The sequence below is a fragment of the Bradyrhizobium sp. SZCCHNGR1005 genome (assembly GCF_032489995.1).
GTDB lineage: Bacteria > Pseudomonadota > Alphaproteobacteria > Rhizobiales > Xanthobacteraceae > Bradyrhizobium.
Genome location: NZ_JAUEZC010000008.1, coordinates 185,346 through 206,711 on the forward strand (window position 1 = coordinate 185,346; position 21,366 = coordinate 206,711).

Consider the following 21,366-nt stretch of genomic DNA (forward strand, 5'->3'; position numbering starts at 1 on the left):
AGTCAGTGGGCGATCGTTTGTGGCACTCAGTCCTCCCGCGCCAGCACTTGCTCCAGATTGTCGAAGAACTTCGGCCAGCCATGGCGGGCGCCGTGATAGGCCTGCCGCTGATCGGACCGGAAGCCCGTTTGCTCTATGCGCAGACGAGTGCCCGCAGGCGTCGGCGTGAGCGTCCAGGTGACGACGCTATCGAGGCCAAGCGCCGCCCAGGTGTAGGACAGCGTCCTGTTCGGCTCGATGGTCGTCACCTGGCAAGCGACGGCGCCCCAGTCCGCACTCAGCGTGAAGCGATGGTTCGCGACCGGCTGGAAGTCGTTCTTCATCAGCCACTCCGCGATCAGATGCGGCTGGGTGAGCGCGCGCCAGATCTTTTCGGGCGGATGCTGAAAATCCCGTTCGACGATAACGGTGCGTGTATCGGTCGCGGTATCGGTCATTGGTCCATCCTCCTGAGTAGATTTTCGAGGTCGTCGAACCGGCTCTCCCAGAAGCCGGTCATCTGCTGGGTCCAGTCGATCAGCGGCCTCAACGCGCGGAGCTGCGCGCTGTAATGCGTCTGGCGGCCTTCGTGGCGATCGTTCACCAGTCCAGCCTGCTTCAGGATCGCGAGATGCTTGGAAACCGCGGGCTGCGAGACGCCGGCCGAAGCGGTCAACGCCCCGACGGTCTGCTCGCCCTGGCGGCACAGGCGCTCGAAGATGGCGCGCCGGGTTGGATCGGCGAGCGTCCTGAACAGGAGGTCGGGGCTGTTCGACATCTGATCAATAACTAATTGGTTATGGATTGATGTATAACCAGAGAGTTATGAGAACGTCAAGCGGGGAGACCTGACGGCATCCGCCTGGCACCATGCGTCGGAACCGCCCGTCTGCGCCGGCGCTTGAGCCGGTGCAGCAGGGGAGCAGGAGAGCAGGAGAGCTTGGGATGGCGCACAGCGCGTCGACGGCGACCTATCCGCCGCTGAACACCTTGAAGCCGATCGCCGACAACGTCTGGATCGTCGACGGACCGACTATCCGTTTTGGGTTCCCCGGGTTGAAGCTTCCGTTCCCGACCCGGATGACGGTGATACGTTTGGCCTCAGGCGGATTGTTCGTGCACTCGCCGACGCCGCTCACGCCGGACTTGCGCGCACAGATCGAACGCGAAGGCCGGGTGCGCTTTCTCATCGGCCCCAACCGCATCCACTATTGGTGGCTTCCGGAATGGCATGCCGTCTTTCCCGATGCGCTGGTCTATCTGGCGCCGCGCATTCGCGAGCAGGCGGACAAGCAGACGGAGCGCCGGATCAGCTTTGCGAGCCTGCCGCTCCATCATGCCGATGGGTACCCGTGGGACGAGGAGATCGCCACGCTGCCGGTCGTCGGCAGCTACATGACCGAGGTCGAGTTCTTTCATCTCGCATCGCGCACGCTGATCCTGACCGACCTGATCGAGAATTTCGAGCCGGCCAAGGTCGGCCGCGGATGGATGACCTATCTGACCTGGATCGGCGGCGTGAAGCCGCCTTATGGCGGGTTGCCGCGCGACCTGGGTCTGACCTTCACGTGGCGGCACCGCGCGCAACTGCGCGCCGCGGTCGAGACCATGATCGCGTGGCATCCAGAGCGGATCGTCATCGCGCACGGCAAGTGGCACGAGACCAACGGTGCTGCAGTGCTGCGCAACGCGTTCGCTTGGCTGCTCAAATGAGCCGGCAGCGGCGGCACAGCGAGCGGTTCGTCGGGGGCCTTGCGCAGCACGAGGCGCAGTATCGCGTGCGCTCGTGAGGACGAAGATCGGCTGCAAGCTCAACTCCAGCTCCTCTCGCTAGGGAGCAGAATGGAATACGCCTTCTGTTGCAATGCTTTGCCCTGATCACCTAAATCCAAGTGGCAGTTCAGGGGCAGGCTGTGTATAAGGCGGCCTCCGCAAGTGACGGAAAACCTGCGGTTTTTGCTTGAAGGAGTGGAAGGCGATGTCCGAGCGGTGGACCCCGGAGAGCTGGCGTTCCAAGCCGGTCCAGCAAATGCCGGTCTATCCTGACAAAAAGGCCCTGGCCGAGGTCGAGGCGCAGCTCGCCACGTTCCCGCCGTTGGTGTTCGCCGGTGAGGCCCGTAACCTGAAGAAGGCGCTGGCGCGGGTGGCTGCCGGCGAGGCCTTCCTGCTGCAAGGCGGCGATTGCGCCGAGAGCTTTGCCGAGCACGGCGCCAACAACATCCGCGACTTCTTCCGCGTGCTGCTGCAGATGGCGGTCGTGTTGACCTATGCCGGCGCGGTGCCGGTCGTGAAGGTCGGGCGCATCGCCGGCCAGTTCGCAAAGCCGCGCTCCTCGCCGACCGAAAAGATGGGCGGCGTCGAGTTGCCGAGCTATCGCGGCGACATCGTCAACGACATCGCCTTCACGCGGCAGGCGCGTACCCCCGATCCGCAGCGCCAGCTCGACGCCTACCGGCAGTCGGCCGCGACCTTGAACCTGTTGCGCGCGTTCGCCACCGGCGGCTTCGCCAATCTCGGCAGCGTGCATCAATGGATGCTGGGATTCGTCGAGGATAGCCCGCAGTCCCGCCGCTACAAGGAGCTCGCGGATCGCATCTCGGAGGCGCTGAACTTCATGCGCGCCTGCGGCCTCGATCTGGAGAGCCATCCGGAGCTGCGCGCCACCGATTTCTACACCAGCCACGAGGCGCTGCTGCTCGGCTATGAGCAAGCCTTCACCCGGGTCGATTCCACCACCGGCGACTGGTACGCGACCTCCGGCCATTTCATCTGGATCGGCGACCGCACCCGCCAGCTCGACCACGCCCACATCGAATATTTCCGCGGCATCAAGAACCCGATCGGGCTGAAATGCGGCCCGTCGCTGAAGCCGGATGAGCTGTTGAAGCTGTTCGACGTGCTCAACCCGGACAACGAGCCGGGGCGGCTGACCCTGATCAACCGTTTCGGCGCCGACAAGGTCGGCGACCACTTGCCGGGGCTGATCCGCGCCATCAAGCGCGAGGGGCGCAAGGTGGTGTGGTCGTGCGACCCGATGCATGGCAACACCATCACCTCGACCTCAGGCTACAAGACGCGGCCGTTCGACCGCATCGTGTCCGAGGTGAGGGCGTTCTTCGCGATCCATGCGGCGGAGGGGACCCATGCCGGCGGCATCCATCTGGAGATGACCGGCAAGGACGTCACTGAATGCATCGGCGGTGCCCGGGCCATCACCGACGAGGATCTCAACGACCGCTATCACACGGTGTGCGATCCGCGCCTCAATGCCGAACAGTCGATCGACATGGCGTTCCTGATCGCCGAATTGTTGAAGCAGCAGCGCGGCGGCAAGGCCGCGCCGATGCCGGCGGTTGCGGGATTGTAGCGTGCTGCGACTTTGGCGCGCGACGCTCAACTCGCGCAATGGGCTGATGTTCGCGGTCCGCTCCGAGCAGGCGGTGCGCGAGGAGGTTGTCGCGCTCCTGCTGGCGCTGCCGCTCGCTTACGTGATTGGCGCGACGCCGATGCGCTCGGTCGAGCTGTTCTGCACGGTCATGCTGGTGCTGGTGGTCGAGCTCTTGAACACCGCGATCGAAAAGCTTGCCGACCGCCTGACCACCGACCATGACCTGCAGATCGGTCGGGTCAAGGATCTCGGCTCGGCTGCGGTGGGCGTCGCGCTGTTGATGGCCGGCAGCTTTTGGCTGTTCGCGCTCGCCGAGCGGTTCGGCATTCTCTGAGGTGACGATCCCATGAGCGCACCGGCGGACAGTTTCAGGATCACGCTGGCGCAGCTCAATCCGACTGTCGGAGACATCGCGGGCAATGCTGCCAAGGCGCGCGCGGCGCGTGTGAAAGCTGCGGCTGATAGCAGCGACCTCATGGTGCTGCCGGAGCTGTTCATCGCGGGCTATCCGCCGGAGGATCTGGTGGCAAAGCCGGCATTCCCAGCGGCCTGTCGTGCAGCAATCGAGAACCTGGCACGGGAGACCGCCGATGGCGGTCCGGCGATGCTGATCGGCACGCCCTGGGTGGAGGAGGGCAGGCTCTACAATGCCTGCGCACTGCTCGCTGACGGGCGGATTGCCGCCCTGCGCTTCAAGGCGAACTTGCCGAATTACGGGGTGTTCGACGAGGCGAGGCTGTTCGCGCGAGGACCTGCGGCCGGTCCAGTCAGCGTGCGTGGCGTGCGCATCGGTGTGCCGATCTGCGAAGACATCTGGCTCGAGGAGTCGGAGGACTACGAAAACGTCGTCGAGACCCTGGCCGAGACCGGTGCCGAGATCGTCGTGGTCCCGAACGGCTCGCCTTATAGCCGCGACAAGAACGATCTGCGGCTCTCGGTCGCGGTGGCCCGCGTCACCGAGAGCAGCCTGCCGCTGGTCTATCTCAACCAGGTCGGCGGGCAGGACGAGTTGGTGTTCGACGGCGCCTCGTTCGTGCTGAACGCGGACCTGTCGGTCGCGGCGCAACTGCCTGCCTTCGCTGAAAGCATCACGACCCTGACCTGGAGCAGGGACGGGGACACCTGGCATTGCGCAGGACCGGTTGCCAGTCTGCCCGAAGGCGACGAGGCCGATTACGCTGCCTGCGTGCTCGGCCTTCGCGACTATGTCAGCAAGAACGGCTTTGCGGAGGTGCTGCTCGGCATCTCCGGCGGGATCGATTCCGCGCTCTGCGCCGTGATGGCCGTCGATGCGCTCGGTGCAGATCGCGTGCGCGGCGTGATGCTGCCCTATCGCTACACGGCGCAAATCTCGCAAGACGACGCCGCGCTGCTCGCGGCCAATCTCGGCATCGGCTACGAGGTGCTGCCGATCGCGGAGGCCGTCGAAGGCTTTGAAAAGATCCTGTCGGGCGCGTTCGCCGGTCTTTCGCCCGATGTCACCGAGGAGAACCTGCAGGCGCGCACCCGCGGCACCATCCTGATGGCGCTCTCGAACAAGCGAGGGGCGATGCTGGTGACGACCGGCAACAAGTCCGAGATGTCGGTCGGCTACGCCACGCTCTATGGCGACATGAATGGCGGCTTCAATCCGATCAAGGACATCACCAAGACCGCGGTGTTTCGCCTCGCCGCCTTGCGCAACGGCTGGAAGCCGGAGGGGGCGCTGGGGCCGGCAGGCGCGGTGATTCCCGAACGTATCATCACGCGGCCGCCGAGCGCGGAGCTGCGTGAGAACCAGACCGATCAGGACGCGCTGCCGCCTTACGATGTGCTGGATGCCATCCTTGAACGGCTGGTGGAGAAGGAGCAGCCGCTGGCCGAGATCGTCGCCGCCGGCTTCGATCGCGACACCGTGGTGCGGATCGACCAGTTGCTCGCGAGGGCCGAATACAAGCGCCGGCAGGCCGCGCCGGGTGTGAAGGTCTCGAGCCGCAATTTCGGTCGCGACCGCCGCTACCCCATCACCAACCGCTTTCGCGACACGGCGGAAGCGGCGCCGTCCGCGGATGAGGCGTTGGTCTCGCGCGGCGGCCGCGCCTCGATCGACGCGTTCGAAGGTTGAGCGATAACCGTTGCGGTTTGGCTCATTCGAATCCCTGGCGACAATTCAGTCGCATCTACTCTCTGCGGCAGGGCCATCGCACACAATTTGGCTGATAATCTCGCCCGCGCGGCCGTCCTTCGAGACGCTCGCCTCCGGCGAGCTCCTCAGGACGAGGGGGCATTTCGCCGTAAAATCGGAGACCCTCATGGTGAGGGCGCGGCGAAGCCGCGCGTCTCGAACCATGAGGCCCCCGAATATTTCGCTCCGGCGAAGCCGCCGCTCAGCGCGCCGGGATGAAGGTCGGGCCGACGGTACGGATCTGCTTGTTGTCCGCACCTGTTGCGGTGGTGTCGGGCGTTGCAGCGGGCGAGGTCACGGTGTCGGCCGGAGCAGGCACGGCGCCCTTCCTGGCCCCTGCCGGGTTGGGTTTGGTGGTCTGGCGCTGCTGCTGCATCCGTTTGGCGCTCTCTTCGGTGACGATGATGTCACCCTGCTGCTCGGCCGCAGCCTTGTCGTCGATGGACTTCAGCGCGTCTGCCCAGGTCTGGCCCGGGGCCTTGCAGGAGCAGGTGGGATTGAACTCGGTGCGATATTTGAACGCGTTTTGCAGCGACGTATAGGGCTGGCCGTTGATCGACACCGCCTGGTTCATGTCCTCGCCCGGATTGCGATAGGTGAACAGCGTGGCGTCAGCGGCCGGGCATTGCGCCTTGCAGGCCCGCTCGTCATCGCCAAAGCGCCCCGGCACGGTGGCGAACGAGATCGGGAAATAGGCGCCGTCGCAGCTGCGCACGCAGACGGTGCGGTAGGTGCCGGTGGGCGCGGCGAGATCCGCGCTCGGCGGCGGCAGGGAGGCGGCGGGATTGGCGTTGATGTCGCCACCGCCGCCGAACAGGTTGGTCAGGAAGTTGCCGGGTCCGCTGCTGCTGCGGGCGGCATTGGCGTATTGCTGATACTGCGGGCCGCAATTGTTCTGGCCGAGCGCGACCAGCACGGAGCGGCGCTGATTGTCGCGATCCGAACCGCCGCCGAAACCGCCGCCGCGCAGGCGCTCGAGGCTGCCGGTGATCTGGTCGAGATTGGACCGCATCTGCTGGATCTGGGTGTTGACCGGGCTGCATTCGGCGGAACGGCCGTTGAACAGCGAGAAGAAGCCCGTGCTCTCGCAGCCCATCCGCTTGGCCTGCATGGTGACGCGGTCGAGCTCGGCCTGCTGCTTGGCGGCCGCCTCCTGGTAGCGGCGGATCTGCTCCTCCTTGCCGGGATCGCCTCCGCCGCGATCGATCGAGGCCAGCTGCGCTTCGAGCCGCGGGCAGATCGGATTCACCGCCGGCTGCGCGGGGGGCTGTCCCGGACTCTGCGGGTAGGGTTCGGGCGCGGACTGGGCGAGGGCGTCGGAGCCGATCAGAACCAATCCAAGCAGCGTGGCGCAGGCGAGCAGGCGCGAAGAAGAGGAAGCGATCAAGATGCGGTATTCCGGTCTATGGGTGCCGCGGGAGTAAGCACAGAACGCGGAAAAATCGCGGCGAGACCGGCTTCCCATAGCCGCTTTGTTCGGCAGCGTCACGCCGTTTCCGAGGCGCTGCCGTGGCGGGAACCGCCTGTTCCCTGCAGCTCAGCGCTGGCAGGTGATCGCGACATACTCGCCGCAGGCCCCACGGGGGCAGTTTGCAGCCGGTTTTGGCACCGATCCGGTGATCTCGTCCGGGTCGACCCGGCGATAGGAGGAGGCCTGTGCAAAATCACGTGATTGGCAATAGGAACGGGCCGCAGGCGCGCCGCATTTGTCGCCCTTCGCCAGGCACTGGTCGACGCCGTAGCCGTCGGCTTCGTTGGCGATGATGAAGATGCGGCTTTCCGCGTGGGCTATGGTTGCGGCAACGACGAGGACACAGGCGAGCGCAGTCGAGAGGAATCGCATGGTGCACCAAGCGTTGGGAGAATGCCCGCAACTGTAGATCGAAGGGGTTAACAATGATTAACCAGGCGGCGGGGCGCGAGCATTTGGGCGGCGAAGGTGGCCGATTTGCGGCCCTTGACGGCAACACCCGCGTAGCCCATGGTGATTTCCATGAACGGCCTCCTCGCCATTTGCTGCATTTGCCGCGAGATTACGCGCTAGCGATTCGCTGGCTGAGGCTGTCTATTCTCAACAGAGATGATCAGGACGCCCGGCCGGTAGGTCGGGCTTTTGTTGTTTTGCGCCATGCGCGGTCGCATCCGGCCGAGCCCGTGGCGAGGGCAAGGGGCAGGTCAGGGGTCAGCTAACGCCTGCGGTCCGACCATCGCTGTCGCGATTGCGTCGCAGACCGAGGCTTCTGGGAACGGGTCGATGGAATTGCGTCTGTACGATACTTCGTCGCGGGAGAAGCGCAGCTTCGTGCCGCTCGATCCGAACAATGTCCGCATGTATGTCTGCGGGCCGACGGTCTATGACTTCGCCCACATCGGCAATGCGCGGCCGGTCATCGTCTTCGATGTGCTGTTCCGGCTGCTGCGGCATCGCTATGGGGCCGATCACGTCACCTACGTCCGTAATATCACGGACGTCGACGACAAGATCAACGACCGCGCCGCGCGTGACTATCCCGGCCTGCCGCTGAACGAGGCGATCCGCAAGGTCACGGAATTGACCGAGCAGCAGTTCCATGACGACGTCGATGCGCTCGGCTGCTTGCGCCCGACGATCGAGCCGCGCGCGACCGAACATATCGCCGAGATGCGCGCCATCATCGAGAAGCTGGTCGCCGGCGGCTTTGCCTATGTCGAACAGGACCACGTCCTGTTCTCGCCGGGAGCGATGAACGCGGCGAATTCGGTGCTGCCGCGCTATGGCGCGCTTGCGAACCGTTCGCTCGACGAGATGATCGCCGGCGCCCGCGTCGACGTCGCACCCTACAAGCGCGACGCCACGGATTTCGTGCTGTGGAAGCCATCCAAGCCGGGCGAGCCGTCCTGGCCGTCGCCGGCCGGCATCAAGGTCGAGGGGCGGCCCGGCTGGCACATCGAATGCTCGGCGATGTCGTGGAAGCATCTCGGCGAGACCTTCGACATCCATGGCGGCGGCATCGATCTCGTCTTTCCGCATCACGAGAACGAGGTCGCGCAGAGCTGCTGTGCCTTCCACACGTCGCGCATGGCGAACGTCTGGATGCACAACGGCTTCCTGCAGGTCGAGGGCGAGAAGATGTCGAAGAGCCTCGGCAACTTCGTGACCATTCGCGAACTGCTCGCTGATTGGCCGGGCGAGGTCCTGCGTCTCAACATGCTGAAGACGCATTACCGGTCGCCGATCGACTGGACGCTGAAGGGGCTGGAGGAGAGTGCGAAGGCGCTCGATGATTGGTATCGCATCGCAGGCGATGTTCCCGGCGGACGCCCGGCCGATGCAGTCATTGAGGCGTTATGCGATGATCTCAATACGCCGCAGACGATCGCTTTGCTCCACGGATTGCGCGGCCAGGCTGCCGTGGGTCATGAGGACGATCGCGCGACCTTCGCGGGTTCGCTGCGATTGCTCGGATTCCTGTCTGAGAGTGTGGCGCAATGGGACGCCCGCAAGCAGCAGGCGAGTGGCATTGACGCCGCACAGGTCGATGGCCTGATCGCGGCACGCACCGCTGCGCGCGCCCGCAAGGACTTCAAGGAATCCGACCGCATCCGTGACGAGCTTGCGGCGATGGGCGTGGTGCTGAAGGACGGCAAGGGGCCGGACGGAAAGCCGGTCACAACCTGGGAGATCGCGCGATGAGCCGGCCCGACACGCCTTTTCCGCGGCATTGGCTGTACTACATCCTGCTGAAGCTGGCGCTGATCGCGGGCGCGGTGGCGCTGGTGACGAAACTTTACGGCTTGTGGTGAGGATATGGGACAGGCTCTACCGAAGGCAGCGCTGCGGCCCTTTCTCGCCGCCGATACGCCCATGCTCGCCACGATCTTTGTCGCCGCGATCCAGGAGCTGACAGGCGACGATTACAGCGAGGACCAGCAGGAGGCCTGGGCTTCCGTGGCTGACAATGAAGCGGCCTTCGGCAAGAAGCTTGCTTCCGAGCTGACCTTGATCGCGACGATGCAGGGCTCGCCGGTCGGCTTCGCCGCGCTCAAGGGGAACGACCATGTCGACATGCTCTATGTGCATCCGAGCGTGGCCGGGCAGGGCGTCGGTACGCTGCTCTGTGACGCCCTGGAGAAGCTCGCCGGCGCTCGCGGCACCAAGACCATCTCCGTCGATGCCAGCGATACCGCGATCGATTTCTTCAAGAAGCGCGGCTACGCGGCGCAACAACGCAACAGCGTGACGATCAACGGCGAATGGCTTGCCAACACCACCATGAAGAAAGAGCTCGGCGGCTCCGGAGCGCAGCCATGAACAGGGAACGGCTCTATCTATTCGACACCACCTTGCGCGACGGCGCGCAGACCAACGGTGTGGATTTCACGCTCGCCGACAAGCAGGTGATCGCGCGCCTGCTGGACGATCTCGGCATCGACTATGTCGAGGGCGGCTATCCCGGCGCCAACCCGCTCGACACCGAATTCTTTGCCGAGAAGCCGAAGCTCGGTCACGCCCGCTTCACCGCCTTCGGCATGACCCGGCGTGCCGGCCGCTCGGTCTCGAACGACCCCGGTGTCGTCGCGCTGCTGGACGCCAAGGCGGATGCGATCTGCTTCGTCGCCAAATCCTCCGCCTACCAGGTCAGGGTCGCGCTCGAGACCACCAATGAGGAGAACCTTGCCTCGATCCGCGACAGCGTGAGCGCGGCCAAAGCCGCGGGGCGCGAGGTGATGCTCGATTGCGAGCATTTCTTCGACGGCTACAAGGAGAATGCGGAGTTTGCGCTGGCTTGCGCGAAGGCCGCCTATGACGCCGGCGCGCGCTGGGTGGTGCTGTGCGACACCAATGGCGGCACCATGCCGCATGAGATCGAGGCGATCGTCGGCGAGGTGGTCAGACACGTCCCCGGCGATCACGTCGGCATCCACGCCCATAACGACACCGAGCAGGCCGTGGCCAATTCGCTCGCCGCGGTGCGCGCCGGGGCGCGGCAGATCCAGGGCACGCTGAACGGCCTCGGCGAACGCTGCGGCAATGCCAATCTCTGTTCGCTGATCCCGACCTTGAAGCTGAAACGCGATTTTGCCGACCGTTTCGAGATCGGCGTGTCCGACCAGCAGCTCGCGGGTCTGATGAAGGCATCACGCACGCTGGACGACATGCTCAACCGTGTGCCGAACCGGCATGCGCCTTACGTCGGCGAGAGCGCCTTCGTCACCAAGACCGGCATCCACGCCTCAGCCGTGCTGAAGGATCCGCAGACCTACGAACATGTGCTGCCCGAAAGCGTCGGCAATCACCGCAAGGTGCTGGTCTCGGACCAAGCCGGGCGCTCCAACGTGATCGCGACGCTGGATCGTGCCGGCATTCCGTTTTCGAAAAGCGATCCCAAGCTGACGCGGCTGGTCGAGGAGTTGAAGGAGCGCGAGGCGGCCGGCTATGCCTATGAGTCCGCCAACGCCTCGTTCGAACTGTTGGCGCGCCGCACGCTCGGCAGCGTGCCCGAATATTTCCGGGTCGAGCAGTTCGACGTCAATGTCGAGCAGCGCTACAACGCGCGGGGCGAGCGCGTGACGGTGGCGCTGGCGGTGGTGAAGGTCGATGTCGCCGGCGAGCGGCTGATCTCGGCCGCGGAGGGAAATGGCCCGGTGAATGCGCTCGACGTCGCGCTGCGCAAGGACCTCGGCAAGTATCAGCGCTACATCGAAGGATTGAAGCTGATCGACTATCGCGTGCGTATCCTCAATGGCGGCACCGAGGCGGTCACCCGGGTCCTGATCGAGAGCGAGGACGAGCAGGGCGAGCGCTGGACCACGGTCGGCGTGTCGCCCAATATCATCGACGCCTCGTTCCAGGCGCTGATGGACTCGGTATTCTACAAGCTGGTGAAATCGGGCGCGCCGGGGTGAGGGTATTCGTCATTGCGAGGCGCGAAGCGCCGAAGCAATCCAGGCTGGTACAATGGAGGCAGTCTGGATTACTTTGCTTCGCTCGCAATGACGGAGGGAAGAGGGGACCACCATGATCGACCACGTCTCTGTCGGTGTCAGCGATCTCGACCGCGCTGCGCGCTTCTATGAAGCGACACTGGCCGCCCTCGGGCTGGCGCGCCTGGTCAGCCGTCCCGCGACGGTCGGTTTCGGCAAGGCTTACCCGGAATTCTGGATCAACCTCCGCGCCGGCATGCCGCGCGTCGTCGCCGAGAGCGGCACGCACATCTGCCTGCGCGCCAAGACCACCGCCGAGGTCGATGCATTCCATGCCGCCGCGCTCGAGGCCGGCGGTGCATCCGATGGCGCGCCGGGTCTGCGGCCGCACGATCGTGTGCGCTACTACGCGGCGTTCATTCTCGACCCCGATGGCAACCGCATCGAGGCCGTCACATTTCCCTCGGAGTAAGCCCCAAGCCTCAGAGCCGCTTGGCGATCTCCGGCTCCATCTGGGTGGCTTCCTTGGCGACGCGCGCGGCCGCCGCCTGCAGGCGCGGCAGGATGTCCTCGACGCGCTCGGCCTTCAGAAGGTCGATGGAGAAGCCTGGGCGGATGAACTCGGTCTCGCCCATATGCGCGAGCAGCGCAAACAGCGGCTCCCAGAACCCCTCGATATTGGCGAGCAGGATCGGCTTCTGATGGCGACCGAGCTGTTTCCAGGTCAGCTGCTCCACCAGCTCTTCCAGCGTCCCGACGCCGCCAGGCAGCGCCACGAAGGCGTCCGAGTGCTCGAACATCAGCCGCTTGCGCTCGTGCATGTCGGGCGTGATGATGAGATCCTTGAGCGGCATCATCACTTCCTTCTTGACCAGGAAGTCCGGGATAATGCCGGTGACGTTGCCGCCATGGTCGAGCACGGATCTGGCGACCGCGCCCATCATGCCGACCGATCCGCCGCCATAAACGAGCCGGACCCCGTTCTCGGCGAAGATCTTGCCGAGGGCCTTTGCGGATTCGATAAAACTGGGATGGGTGCCCGGGCCGGAGCCGCAATAGACACAGACGGTGCGGATTTCGGTCATCTTAAATGTTTGGCATTGCAGCATAGAGGCGTCAAGACGGGACTGGCAGTTGATTCGCATTTGCGCCAGCTCGAGCAAAGTCTAGCAGCAAATGCGATCCGCGAACGCCGTGCAAATACTGCGCCGCCGCGACAGATTTACTCCGCGCGAGGGTGCAGGCGCCGATCAGACGCTCTATATGACGGCAGCACTACGTCGCATCACAACATCCCACGATCCACGCTGTTCCAGGTTTCTTGATGGCTCCGTCTGACTTGCCTCCGCATACCGGTGACGCGCCGCAGCCCGCGCGCGCTCCTCTGGAGCAGGGGACGCTTGCCGGAACCCTGAGGCATTTGTGGCCGTATATCTGGCCGGGCGATCGCGTCGACCTGAAGCGGCGGGTGGCATGGTCGGTGGTGCTGCTGCTCGCAGCGAAGCTCGCGACCTTGGCGGTGCCCTTCACCTTCAAATGGGCGATCGACGCGCTGACCGGCGCCGACACTGCGCCGATTGCACCGTCGAACTGGACGGCCTGGCTGGTTGCCTCGCCGCTGATCATGGCCGCAAGCTACGGCGCCATGCGCATCCTGATGGCGGTGCTGACGCAGTGGCGCGACGGTATCTTCGCACGGGTGGCGATGCATGCGGTACGCAAGCTCGCCACCATCACCTTCGTCCACATGCACGAATTGTCGCTGCGCTTCCATCTGGAGCGCAAGACCGGCGGGCTGACGCGGGTGCTGGAGCGCGGCCGCAACGCGATCGAGACCATCGTCCGCATGGTGATCCTGCAGCTGATCCCGACCATCGTCGAGGTCTCGCTGCTGAGTGCCGTCCTGCTCTGGCAATTCGACTGGCGTTATGTGCTCGTGACGCTGGCGATGGTCGGGGCCTATCTGTACTACACCTACATCGCGACCGAGTGGCGCATCGAGATCCGGCGCCGGATGAACGATTCGGACACCGAAGCGAACACCAAGGCGATCGACTCGCTGTTGAACTACGAGACGGTGAAATATTTCGGCGCCGAGGCGCGGGAGGCCCAGCGCTACGACCGCTCGATGGAGCGCTACGAGCGGGCCAGCGTGAAGACCTATACCTCGCTGGCCGTGCTCAATGCCGGGCAGGCCGTTATTTTCACGATCGGCCTCACGGCCGCGATGTTGATGTGTGCCTATGGCGTTCGCGAGGGCCGCAACACGGTCGGCGATTTCGTCCTGATCAACAGCATGCTGATCCAGCTCTATCAGCCGCTGAACTTCATGGGCATGGTCTATCGCGAGATCAAGCAGGCGATCATCGATATCGAAATGATGTTCGGCGTGCTGTCGCGCGATGCGGAGGTCAAGGATGCGCCCGGCGCCAAGCCGCTGGTCGTGACGTCGGGTCACGTCCGGTTCGAGGATGTGCGCTTCGCCTACGAGCCGGAGCGGCCGATCCTCAAAGGCCTGAGCTTTGATGTACCGGCCGGCAAGACGGTCGCGATCGTCGGTCCCTCCGGTGCCGGCAAATCGACCATCTCCCGGCTTCTATTCCGGCTCTACGATGTTTCGGGCGGCCGTATCCTGATCGACGGCCAGGATATCCGCCGGGTGACCCAGGCCTCGCTGCGGGACAATATCGGCATGGTGCCGCAGGATACCGTGCTGTTCAACGATACCATCCGCTACAACATCCGCTATGGCCGATGGGATGCCAGCGACGCCGAGGTCGAAGAGGCGGCACGGCTGGCGCAGATCGACAGCTTCATCCGGATGGCGCCGAAGGGCTACGACGCCCAGGTCGGCGAGCGCGGCTTGAAACTCTCCGGCGGCGAGAAGCAGCGCGTGGCGATTGCACGCACGGTGCTGAAGGGACCGCCGATCCTGGTGCTGGACGAGGCCACCTCGGCGCTCGACAGTCATACCGAGCACGAGATCCAGGAGGCGCTCGAGCGCGTCTCGCGCAACCGTACCTCATTGGTGATCGCGCATCGGCTTTCGACCATCGTCGCGGCGGACGAGATCATCGTGATCGACCAGGGGCGCATCGCCGAGCGCGGTACCCATGGCGAGCTGCTGGCCCTGGGCGGCCTCTATGCCAGCATGTGGAATCGGCAGCGCGAGGCCGAGGCTGCGCGCGAACGGCTCGCACAAGTCGATGACGATCGCGATGCCTCCGAGAGCCGGCCGCCGCCGCTCAATGACCCGCTCGCAACGGCGGCCGAATAATCGCCGCCTTCCAAATGATTCATTTTGACCTTCCCTGCCTGCATCAATAGGCAGACAGGGACAACAGCCAACGAAACAGGCCATGTCGATCAGCAATTCCATTCGTGCCCAGATCCCGCCGATCCATCCCGAGGGCTATCCGTTCATCGGAGGCTTCGCGCTGGTCAGTCTGATCCTGTTCTGGATCTGGACGCCGCTGGGCTGGATCGCCACCGTGCTCACGGTCTGGTGCGCACTGTTCTTTCGCGACCCGATCCGGGTCACTCCGCAGCGCGACGGCCTGGTCGTGGCGCCCGCGGACGGTCGCATCTCGATGATCACACGTGCGCTGCCGCCCGCCGAACTCGGGCTCGGCGACCAGCCGCTGCCGCGCATCTCGATCTTCATGAGCGTGTTCAACGTCCATGTGAACCGGAGCCCGATCGCGGGTCGGATCGACCGGATCGCCTACCGCCCGGGCGCCTTCATCAATGCCGAGCTCGACAAGGCGAGCGAGGACAATGAGCGCAACTCGCTTCTGATCACGACGCCCCATGGCCGCGTCGGCGTGGTGCAGATCGCGGGCCTCGTCGCCCGCCGGATCGTCTCTTTCGTGCGCGAGGGCCAGACCGTCGGGGCAGGCGAGCGCTTCGGCCTGATCCGCTTCGGCTCGCGGCTCGACGTCTATCTGCCGGAGGGGACCACGGCGCTGGTTGCGGAAGGGCAGACCGCGATCGCGGGCGAGACCATTCTGGCCGATTTCAATGAGGTGAACTCCGGGCTCAGTTTCCGGACCGCTTGAACCCCTGAGCCGCGAGAACGACGTATTGGCTTGGGAGGCTCCGGGATCGCGGCAATGGCGCCGCAGCGACCGGTGAGCTATATGGCCCTGTCATGACCTACGATCCGAACGCTTCCGACATCCGCCGCCGCCGGTTTCGGCCGATCCCGGTGCGGATGCTCGTCCCCAACATGATCACGTTGCTGGCGATCTGTGCCGGGCTCACGGCCATCCGGCTGTCGACCGAAGGGCGGATGGAGCTCGCGGTCGCCGCGATCGTCTTTGCGGCCGCGCTCGACGGTATCGACGGACGGATCGCGCGGCTGATCAAAGGGCAGTCCAAATTCGGTGCCGAGCTCGACAGCCTGGCCGATTTCGTGAATTTCGGCGTCGCGCCCGGTCTGATGCTTTATTTCTGGCAGTTGAACGAATTGCACGATAGTGGCTGGATCGCCGCGATGGTCTTTGCCATCAGCATGAGCCTGCGGTTGGCGCGCTTCAATGCCACCTTGGACGATCCCAACAAGCCGCCCTTTGCGGCGAACTTCTTCACCGGCGTGCCGGCGCCGGCTGGCGCGATCACCGTGCTGCTGCCGATCTATCTGGCCTTCCTCGGCACACCGAAGCCGCCGGCGCTGCTGACGGCGTTCTATACGCTGTTGATCGCATTTTTGATGGTGTCGCGGCTGCCGGTGTTCTCTGGAAAGACGATACGGATGCGGGTGCCGCCGGAATTGGTGCTGGTGGTCTTTGTAGGGGTGGTCTTCTTCGTGGCGTTGCTGGTGGTCTATCCCTGGCAGATCCTGTCGGCCGGCTCGATCCTGTACCTGCTGAGCCTGCCCCTCGGCTGGCGATCGTATCGCGAGCAGGCCATACGGCATTCCGCGGCGGTCGGCGCGGCGGCCGCGGCGAATGCGCCGGCCGCGCCTGCAACCTCGTTCCAGGCTCCGCTGAGCCATGGCGGCGACGAGGAGCAGCCGCCGGAACGGCTGCACTGAACTCCTGCACTAAACTCCTGCAAATGAACTCGGGCGCGTATGCGCGCCCGCCGCTTTGCCCATGTGCTGGCGTCGTCTATACCGGCTCGAAGGGCGGCCTCGAATGCCGCCCGCCAGCCCGGAGAAAACGCCCGTGACCAGTTCTGCCGCCCCGCTCGATCCTTCCGTGCTCGAGGCGCTGACGCGCTACGACACCCCCACGATCTGCAACGCGATGGAGATCGTGGCGCCCGAGCGGCGGCTGATCGGCTACACCACCAAGCCTTTGGTCTGCCCGTTTCCGGATTTGCCGCCGATGGTCGGCTATGCGCGCACCGTGACCATTCGCTCGGTGGTGAAGCCTGGAATCTCCGTGGAAGAGCAGGCCCGACGCCGCACCGCCTATTACGAATATGTCGGCACCGGATTCGGTCCGCGGATCTGCGTGATTCAGGATATCGATGGTCCGGATGTCGGCTACGGCGCCTTCTGGGGCGAGGTGCAGAGCGCCGTCCACAAGGCACTCGGCTGCCTCGGCGTCGTCACCGACGGCTCGATCCGCGACATCCCGCAGTGGGCGCCGGGTTTTCAGGCCTTGGCCGGCTCGATCGGTCCGTCGCATGCCTGGGTCCACGCCGAGAGCTTCGGCGGCGAGGTCCGCGTCGCCGGCATGACCGTGCGGTCGGACGATCTGGTCCACGCCGATCGCCACGGCGCGATCGTCATTCCGCACGATCTCGCGCCGAAGCTGCCGGAAGCCGCGGAGCTCTGCGCTCGCCGCGAAACGCCAATCCTGGAGATCGCGCGCGCTGCAGACTTCTCGCTCGAGAAGCTCAAGCAGGCGCTGAAGCGCTCGGCGGAGATTCACTGATCGCTTAGCTTCCGCCTGAACGGAGCAGCCCGCGCTGGCGGGCCGCTCTTCATTTACCGGCTGTTATGCCTACTAAAATCGGTAACTCGTCCTTAATGGCGCATCCGTAGGGTTTCCTCCACGCGGTTCCGCACGACCGCGTCCGTCCAGCATGGCCGGTGGTTCGCGTACGCGGGTGGAGTAAGCTCATGGATATTATGACGGGCGCAGGGCTCGTGGCGGGCATCGTTGTCATCGCGACAATGATGCTCCTCGGCGGGAATCTTGAGATGTTCGTCTCCGAACACGCCGCCATCATTATCTTCGGCGGTTCGTTCTCGGCCACCATGATCCGCTTTCCGCTCAATGCGATCCTGCATGGCGTGCCGCTCGGCATCAGGTTCGCCTTCACCATGAGCCGGCTGTCGGCGCGCGACCTGGTCGACGAACTGGCCCGTATCGCCGAGATCGCCCGCAAGCAGGGGCCGGTCGGTTTGGAAAAAGTGGAGACCGACGAGCCGTTCCTGGCCAAGGGCATCCGCTACGTCGCCGACGGTTACGACCTCGAATTCATCCGCGACAATCTCGAGCGCGACCGGGACAACTTCCTGATGCACCTGGACGAGGGCAGCAAGATCTATCGCGCCATCGGCGACTGTGCCCCGGCCTTCGGCATGGTCGGCACCCTGATCGGCATGGTGCAGATGTTCGCCAACATGACCGACCCGTCCAAGCTCGGTCCGTTCATGGCCACCGCGCTGCTCGCCACCCTCTACGGCGCGCTGGTGGCGAACCTGTTCTGCCTGCCGATCGCCGACAAGCTGCACGGCAAGCTGCTCGACGAGGAGACCAACCGCACCCTGATCATCGACGGCATCCTGATGATCCGGGATTCCAAGAGCCCAGCCCTGGTCCGCGAAATGCTGCTGGCTTACCTGCCGGAGAAGCATCGCCATGCGGAAGGCGAGCCGGTGCCCGCCTGAGGGCGCGCAGCGGCAATCCGGGGGCTTGAGGGATGGCCAAGAAAAAGCGCGGCGATGCGCATGGCGGCGGTCACGGTTGGTTCGTGACCTTCGCCGACTTGATGGGACTGCTGGTCAGCTTCTTCGTGATGCTGGTTGCGTTCTCCACGATGGATAATGCCAAGCTGAAGGTCGTCGCCGGCTCCATGCGCGATGCCTTCGGCGTGCAGACCGAATCGCGGTACTCCGGGATCGTGGAATCGGATGGCCTGCCCACCCGGCCGCGCCTGAAGAATGCCGCGCATATCTCGCCGGAGGAAACCTCGCGCGAACCGAGCCCCGAACAGGAAGAGCGCAGCTTCACCAATGGCGCGAAGCTCAAGACCGACCGCCAGTTCGCGCTGGCGGCCGCGTCATTGCGCCAGGCGCTGCAGGACATGCCGGAGATGACGGAGATCTCCAAGCACATCATGTTCGAGGAGACCAAGCAGGGGCTGAATCTGGAGATCGTTGACCAGGACGGCCGGTCGATGTTCGCCGACGGCTCGAAAGTTCCCTATGAGCGCACCCGCCGCCTCGTCGAGAAGCTCGCTGCCCCGCTGAAGGCCACTCCGCTGCGCGTCCAGATCACCGGCCACACGTCCGCAGGATTTGTGGCTCCCCGTGGCGACTACGGTGCGTTCGATCTCTCCGCCGATCGTGCCAACGCGGTCCGCCAGATCCTGGAGCGGGAAGGGCTTCCAGCCAGCCATATCTTTGCGGTGTCCGGCAAGGCTGACACCCAGCCTTTGTTTCCGGACGATCCGTCGCTGGCCGCCAATCGTCGCGTCACCATCACCTTGATGCGTGAGGATCCGCCGCTGCCTCCGGACTTGAAGCCGTAATGAGGGCACCTAGCTAATGGCAAAGGTCCCCTGGTGGGGTCCCTTCGCGCTCAGGCCCGTAAGCTGGTATGATGCCCAACTCGCGTGCGACGCCGGGAAATCGGTACCGTAGATCGCGGTTTTATGCGTTTTTGCATGGTGCGGGCCCAAAATAGGGCTAGGCTATGCAACAGGCGCAGGGCTATAAGCCGCGTCGCATTGCACATGGTGCCGTGAAGCATTTTTGAGGCCCCAGTTCCCATGACCAGTAATGTCGCAGTCACGCCCGCTGAAACGCCGGCGTCCAGTGGGCATGGCAATGCCCATTCCACCGCCAGCTATGCCGCGCTTACGCTCGGCAGCATTGGCGTGGTCTATGGCGATATCGGCACCAGCCCTCTCTACGCGCTGCGCGAGGCGGTGATGGCCGCCAGCAGTGGCGGAGAGGCGGCGCCCCACGCGGTGCTTGGCGTGATGTCGCTGATCCTGTGGGCGCTCATTGTCGTGGTGACCCTGAAATACGTGGTCATCCTGTTGCGCGCGGATAACAACGGCGAGGGCGGCACGCTCGCCTTGATGGCGCTTGCGCAACGGGGCGTCAGCAAGGGCGCCGGCGTCATCGTTCTGCTCGGTATCATCAGTGGCGCCTTGTTCTATGGCGACGCGGTGATCACGCCGGCCCTGTCGGTGTTGTCGGCGGTCGAAGGCATCAAACTGGTCACGGCGGCGTTCGACCCTTACGTCGTGCCGGTTACGCTGCTGATTCTGGTGCTTCTGTTCGCGGTGCAGGCGCGCGGCACGGCAAAGGTCGCGGCCTTCTTCGGGCCGATCATGCTGGTCTGGTTTCTGGTGATCGGAATTGCCGCCATCCCGCCGATCTTGCGCCAGCCGGAGGTGTTATGGGCCATCAATCCGTATTTCGCCGTGACGTTCATGCTCCATCACGGAATCATCGGATTTATCACGCTCGGTGCGGTCTTCCTGGCGGTGACCGGCGCGGAAGCCCTTTATGCCGATCTTGGCCATTTCGGCAAAAAGCCGATCCAGACGGCCTGGCTCTTCGTCGTGCTGCCGTCGCTGGCGCTGAACTATCTGGGGCAGGGCGCGCTCGTCATCGCTGACGCCAAGGCGATCGAGAACCCGTTTTTCCTGATGTTTCCGGATTGGGCCCTGATCCCGATGGTCGCGCTGGCCACGGTTGCGACCGTGATCGCGAGCCAGGCCGTGATCACGGGGGCCTATTCGCTGACGCGCCAGGCGATCCAACTCGGCTTGCTGCCCCGCTTCGAAATCCGCCACACCTCGGAAGCCCATTCCGGCCAGATCTATATTCCGCGGATTACCAGGCTGCTGCTGGCTTCGGTCGTGCTGCTGGTCCTGATGTTCAAATCGTCCAGCGCGCTCGCGTCCGCGTACGGCATCTCTGTCACCGGCACGATGGTGGTGACCGCGATGATGGGCTTCGTCGTGGTGTGGAAGGTTTGGAAGTGGTCGCCGATCGCGGCCGCGGCGCTGATCGCCCCGTTCCTGTTCCTCGACCTGACTTTCCTCGCGGCCAATCTGCTCAAGGTGCTCGAGGGCGGCTGGGTGCCGCTCGCGCTGGGCGGCTTCGTCATGACCTTGATGTATACGTGGCGGCGCGGCAGTCGGCTGCTGTTCGAGAAATCGCGCAAGCTGGAATTCCCGCTCGCCGATCTCGTCGCTATGCTCGAGAAGCGGCCGCCGCAGCGCGTGGCGGGCACGGCCGTCTTCCTGACCAGCGATCCCTTGAGCGCACCCACCGCGCTGATGCACAGCCTCAAGCACTACAAGGTGCTGCACGAGAAGAATGTGATCCTGACGATCGAGACCGCACAGACGCCGCGCCTCGATCCTTCCGAGCGTGTACGGCTCGAGCAGATCAGCCCGACCTTTTCGAAAGTGACGCTGCGCTTCGGCTTCATGGAATCGCCGAACGTGCCGCGGGCGCTCGCGATCGCCCGCAAGCTGGGCTGGCAATTCGACATCATGTCGACGTCGTTCTTCCTGTCGCGCCGGGCACTCAAGCCGGCCGCGCATTCCGGAATGCCGCGTTGGCAGGATCACCTCTTCATCGCCTTGAGCCGCACGGCCAACGACGCCACCGATTATTTCCAGATCCCGAGCGGGCGTGTGGTCGAGGTCGGCACCCAGGTGACCATCTAGGCGGCGGATCGGCCGCGCCGGGCCTTGGTGGCCCTGTGGCAGCTCTGCGGCCGTGACG

The 21,366-nt window shown here is 64.6% G+C and carries 20 protein-coding genes; 15 read left to right on the forward strand and 5 right to left on the reverse strand.

Features of this window, described 5'->3' with window-relative positions; genetic code table 11:
* Nucleotides 1–26: 26 nt before the first annotated feature.
* Both QXZ85_RS27975 and QXZ85_RS27980 read right to left on the reverse strand, forming a co-directional pair.
* Nucleotides 27–437, reverse strand: coding sequence for an SRPBCC domain-containing protein (locus QXZ85_RS27975; protein ID WP_315705218.1), 411 nt, complete (start codon nucleotides 435–437; stop codon nucleotides 27–29).
* Complete coding sequence (locus tag QXZ85_RS27980; protein WP_315741325.1) at nucleotides 434–757, reverse strand: metalloregulator ArsR/SmtB family transcription factor; 324 nt, start codon at nucleotides 755–757, stop codon at nucleotides 434–436. The genes QXZ85_RS27975 and QXZ85_RS27980 overlap by 4 nt, the downstream gene beginning before the upstream one ends.
* Nucleotides 758–924: 167 nt before the next feature.
* Between QXZ85_RS27980 and QXZ85_RS27985 the strand changes: the two genes are divergently transcribed.
* The 4 genes from QXZ85_RS27985 (at nucleotide 925) to QXZ85_RS28000 (ending at nucleotide 5,471) form a co-directional block, all read left to right on the forward strand.
* Complete coding sequence (locus tag QXZ85_RS27985) at nucleotides 925–1,692, forward strand: DUF4336 domain-containing protein (protein ID WP_316175245.1); 768 nt, start codon at nucleotides 925–927, stop codon at nucleotides 1,690–1,692.
* Nucleotides 1,693–1,957: 265 nt separating this feature from the next.
* Nucleotides 1,958–3,346 carry a class II 3-deoxy-7-phosphoheptulonate synthase gene (locus tag QXZ85_RS27990; RefSeq protein ID WP_315705221.1) on the forward strand — a complete coding sequence of 463 codons (1,389 nt, stop codon included), beginning with the start codon at nucleotides 1,958–1,960 and terminating at the stop codon, nucleotides 3,344–3,346.
* A gap of 1 nt (nucleotide 3,347) precedes the next feature.
* A complete protein-coding gene (locus tag QXZ85_RS27995; protein ID WP_315705222.1) occupies nucleotides 3,348–3,701 on the forward strand; it encodes a diacylglycerol kinase in 354 nt (117 codons plus the stop codon).
* A gap of 12 nt (nucleotides 3,702–3,713) precedes the next feature.
* Complete coding sequence (locus QXZ85_RS28000) at nucleotides 3,714–5,471, forward strand: NAD+ synthase (protein ID WP_315768111.1); 1,758 nt, start codon at nucleotides 3,714–3,716, stop codon at nucleotides 5,469–5,471.
* 262 nt (nucleotides 5,472–5,733) lie between these two features.
* Here QXZ85_RS28000 and QXZ85_RS28005 read toward each other — a convergent pair whose 3' ends face one another.
* Both QXZ85_RS28005 and QXZ85_RS28010 read right to left on the reverse strand, forming a co-directional pair.
* Nucleotides 5,734–6,918, reverse strand: coding sequence for a DUF2865 domain-containing protein (locus QXZ85_RS28005; RefSeq protein ID WP_315761815.1), 1,185 nt, complete (start codon nucleotides 6,916–6,918; stop codon nucleotides 5,734–5,736).
* A gap of 150 nt (nucleotides 6,919–7,068) precedes the next feature.
* Entirely contained in the window at nucleotides 7,069–7,374 is a 306-nt protein-coding gene (locus QXZ85_RS28010) for a hypothetical protein (protein WP_315705225.1), read from the reverse strand.
* Nucleotides 7,375–7,785: 411 nt separating this feature from the next.
* Between QXZ85_RS28010 and cysS the strand changes: the two genes are divergently transcribed.
* The 4 genes from cysS (at nucleotide 7,786) to QXZ85_RS28030 (ending at nucleotide 11,907) form a co-directional block, all read left to right on the forward strand.
* Complete coding sequence (cysS, locus tag QXZ85_RS28015; RefSeq protein WP_315729719.1) at nucleotides 7,786–9,204, forward strand: cysteine--tRNA ligase; 1,419 nt, start codon at nucleotides 7,786–7,788, stop codon at nucleotides 9,202–9,204.
* 114 nt (nucleotides 9,205–9,318) lie between these two features.
* Nucleotides 9,319–9,822 (forward strand): GNAT family N-acetyltransferase, encoded by a 504-nt coding sequence (locus QXZ85_RS28020; protein ID WP_315729718.1) that lies wholly within the window; start codon nucleotides 9,319–9,321, stop codon nucleotides 9,820–9,822.
* A complete protein-coding gene (gene cimA / locus QXZ85_RS28025; RefSeq protein WP_315729717.1) occupies nucleotides 9,819–11,417 on the forward strand; it encodes a citramalate synthase in 1,599 nt (532 codons plus the stop codon). The genes QXZ85_RS28020 and cimA overlap by 4 nt, the downstream gene beginning before the upstream one ends.
* 112 nt (nucleotides 11,418–11,529) lie before the next feature.
* Entirely contained in the window at nucleotides 11,530–11,907 is a 378-nt protein-coding gene (locus QXZ85_RS28030) for a VOC family protein (protein WP_315741319.1), read from the forward strand.
* A 10-nt stretch (nucleotides 11,908–11,917) separates the two neighbouring features.
* On the opposite strand, the gene QXZ85_RS28035 is transcribed toward QXZ85_RS28030, so the two are convergent.
* Complete coding sequence (locus QXZ85_RS28035; protein ID WP_315705229.1) at nucleotides 11,918–12,520, reverse strand: TIGR00730 family Rossman fold protein; 603 nt, start codon at nucleotides 12,518–12,520, stop codon at nucleotides 11,918–11,920.
* 239 nt (nucleotides 12,521–12,759) lie between these two features.
* On the opposite strand from QXZ85_RS28035, the gene QXZ85_RS28040 reads away from it, so the two are divergent.
* From QXZ85_RS28040 to QXZ85_RS28070, 7 genes are all read left to right on the forward strand, one after another.
* Complete coding sequence (locus QXZ85_RS28040; protein WP_316175242.1) at nucleotides 12,760–14,712, forward strand: ABC transporter ATP-binding protein/permease; 1,953 nt, start codon at nucleotides 12,760–12,762, stop codon at nucleotides 14,710–14,712.
* An 82-nt stretch (nucleotides 14,713–14,794) separates the two neighbouring features.
* Nucleotides 14,795–15,493: a phosphatidylserine decarboxylase gene (locus QXZ85_RS28045; RefSeq protein WP_315705231.1), complete on the forward strand. Its 699-nt coding sequence runs from the start codon at nucleotides 14,795–14,797 to the stop codon at nucleotides 15,491–15,493.
* A 92-nt stretch (nucleotides 15,494–15,585) separates the two neighbouring features.
* Nucleotides 15,586–16,470 carry a phosphatidylcholine/phosphatidylserine synthase gene (locus QXZ85_RS28050; RefSeq protein ID WP_315705232.1) on the forward strand — a complete coding sequence of 295 codons (885 nt, stop codon included), beginning with the start codon at nucleotides 15,586–15,588 and terminating at the stop codon, nucleotides 16,468–16,470.
* 103 nt (nucleotides 16,471–16,573) lie between these two features.
* Complete coding sequence (locus QXZ85_RS28055) at nucleotides 16,574–17,320, forward strand: RraA family protein (protein ID WP_409977786.1); 747 nt, start codon at nucleotides 16,574–16,576, stop codon at nucleotides 17,318–17,320.
* A gap of 188 nt (nucleotides 17,321–17,508) precedes the next feature.
* A complete protein-coding gene (locus QXZ85_RS28060) occupies nucleotides 17,509–18,282 on the forward strand; it encodes a motility protein A (protein WP_315705234.1) in 774 nt (257 codons plus the stop codon).
* 32 nt (nucleotides 18,283–18,314) lie between these two features.
* Nucleotides 18,315–19,145: a flagellar motor protein MotB gene (locus QXZ85_RS28065; protein WP_315761805.1), complete on the forward strand. Its 831-nt coding sequence runs from the start codon at nucleotides 18,315–18,317 to the stop codon at nucleotides 19,143–19,145.
* A 240-nt stretch (nucleotides 19,146–19,385) separates the two neighbouring features.
* Complete coding sequence (locus tag QXZ85_RS28070) at nucleotides 19,386–21,308, forward strand: potassium transporter Kup (protein ID WP_315705236.1); 1,923 nt, start codon at nucleotides 19,386–19,388, stop codon at nucleotides 21,306–21,308.
* Nucleotides 21,309–21,366 lie beyond the last annotated feature (58 nt).

What these genes read in the sequence shown, in the direction of transcription:
- QXZ85_RS27975 (WP_315705218.1), bottom strand. Translation starts at nt 437, where the DNA reads ATGACCGATACCGCGACCGATACACGCACCGTTATCGTCGAACGGGAT.
- QXZ85_RS27980 (WP_315741325.1), bottom strand. Translation starts at nt 757, where the DNA reads ATGTCGAACAGCCCCGACCTCCTGTTCAGGACGCTCGCCGATCCAACC.
- QXZ85_RS27985 (WP_316175245.1), top strand. Translation starts at nt 925, where the DNA reads ATGGCGCACAGCGCGTCGACGGCGACCTATCCGCCGCTGAACACCTTG.
- QXZ85_RS27990 (WP_315705221.1), top strand. Translation starts at nt 1,958, where the DNA reads ATGTCCGAGCGGTGGACCCCGGAGAGCTGGCGTTCCAAGCCGGTCCAG.
- QXZ85_RS28000 (WP_315768111.1), top strand. Translation starts at nt 3,714, where the DNA reads ATGAGCGCACCGGCGGACAGTTTCAGGATCACGCTGGCGCAGCTCAAT.
- QXZ85_RS28010 (WP_315705225.1), bottom strand. Translation starts at nt 7,374, where the DNA reads ATGCGATTCCTCTCGACTGCGCTCGCCTGTGTCCTCGTCGTTGCCGCA.
- cysS (WP_315729719.1), top strand. Translation starts at nt 7,786, where the DNA reads ATGGAATTGCGTCTGTACGATACTTCGTCGCGGGAGAAGCGCAGCTTC.
- QXZ85_RS28020 (WP_315729718.1), top strand. Translation starts at nt 9,319, where the DNA reads ATGGGACAGGCTCTACCGAAGGCAGCGCTGCGGCCCTTTCTCGCCGCC.
- cimA (WP_315729717.1), top strand. Translation starts at nt 9,819, where the DNA reads ATGAACAGGGAACGGCTCTATCTATTCGACACCACCTTGCGCGACGGC.
- QXZ85_RS28030 (WP_315741319.1), top strand. Translation starts at nt 11,530, where the DNA reads ATGATCGACCACGTCTCTGTCGGTGTCAGCGATCTCGACCGCGCTGCG.
- QXZ85_RS28035 (WP_315705229.1), bottom strand. Translation starts at nt 12,520, where the DNA reads ATGACCGAAATCCGCACCGTCTGTGTCTATTGCGGCTCCGGCCCGGGC.
- QXZ85_RS28040 (WP_316175242.1), top strand. Translation starts at nt 12,760, where the DNA reads ATGGCTCCGTCTGACTTGCCTCCGCATACCGGTGACGCGCCGCAGCCC.
- QXZ85_RS28045 (WP_315705231.1), top strand. Translation starts at nt 14,795, where the DNA reads ATGTCGATCAGCAATTCCATTCGTGCCCAGATCCCGCCGATCCATCCC.
- QXZ85_RS28050 (WP_315705232.1), top strand. Translation starts at nt 15,586, where the DNA reads ATGACCTACGATCCGAACGCTTCCGACATCCGCCGCCGCCGGTTTCGG.
- QXZ85_RS28055 (WP_409977786.1), top strand. Translation starts at nt 16,574, where the DNA reads ATGCCGCCCGCCAGCCCGGAGAAAACGCCCGTGACCAGTTCTGCCGCC.
- QXZ85_RS28060 (WP_315705234.1), top strand. Translation starts at nt 17,509, where the DNA reads ATGGATATTATGACGGGCGCAGGGCTCGTGGCGGGCATCGTTGTCATC.
- QXZ85_RS28065 (WP_315761805.1), top strand. Translation starts at nt 18,315, where the DNA reads ATGGCCAAGAAAAAGCGCGGCGATGCGCATGGCGGCGGTCACGGTTGG.
- QXZ85_RS28070 (WP_315705236.1), top strand. Translation starts at nt 19,386, where the DNA reads ATGACCAGTAATGTCGCAGTCACGCCCGCTGAAACGCCGGCGTCCAGT.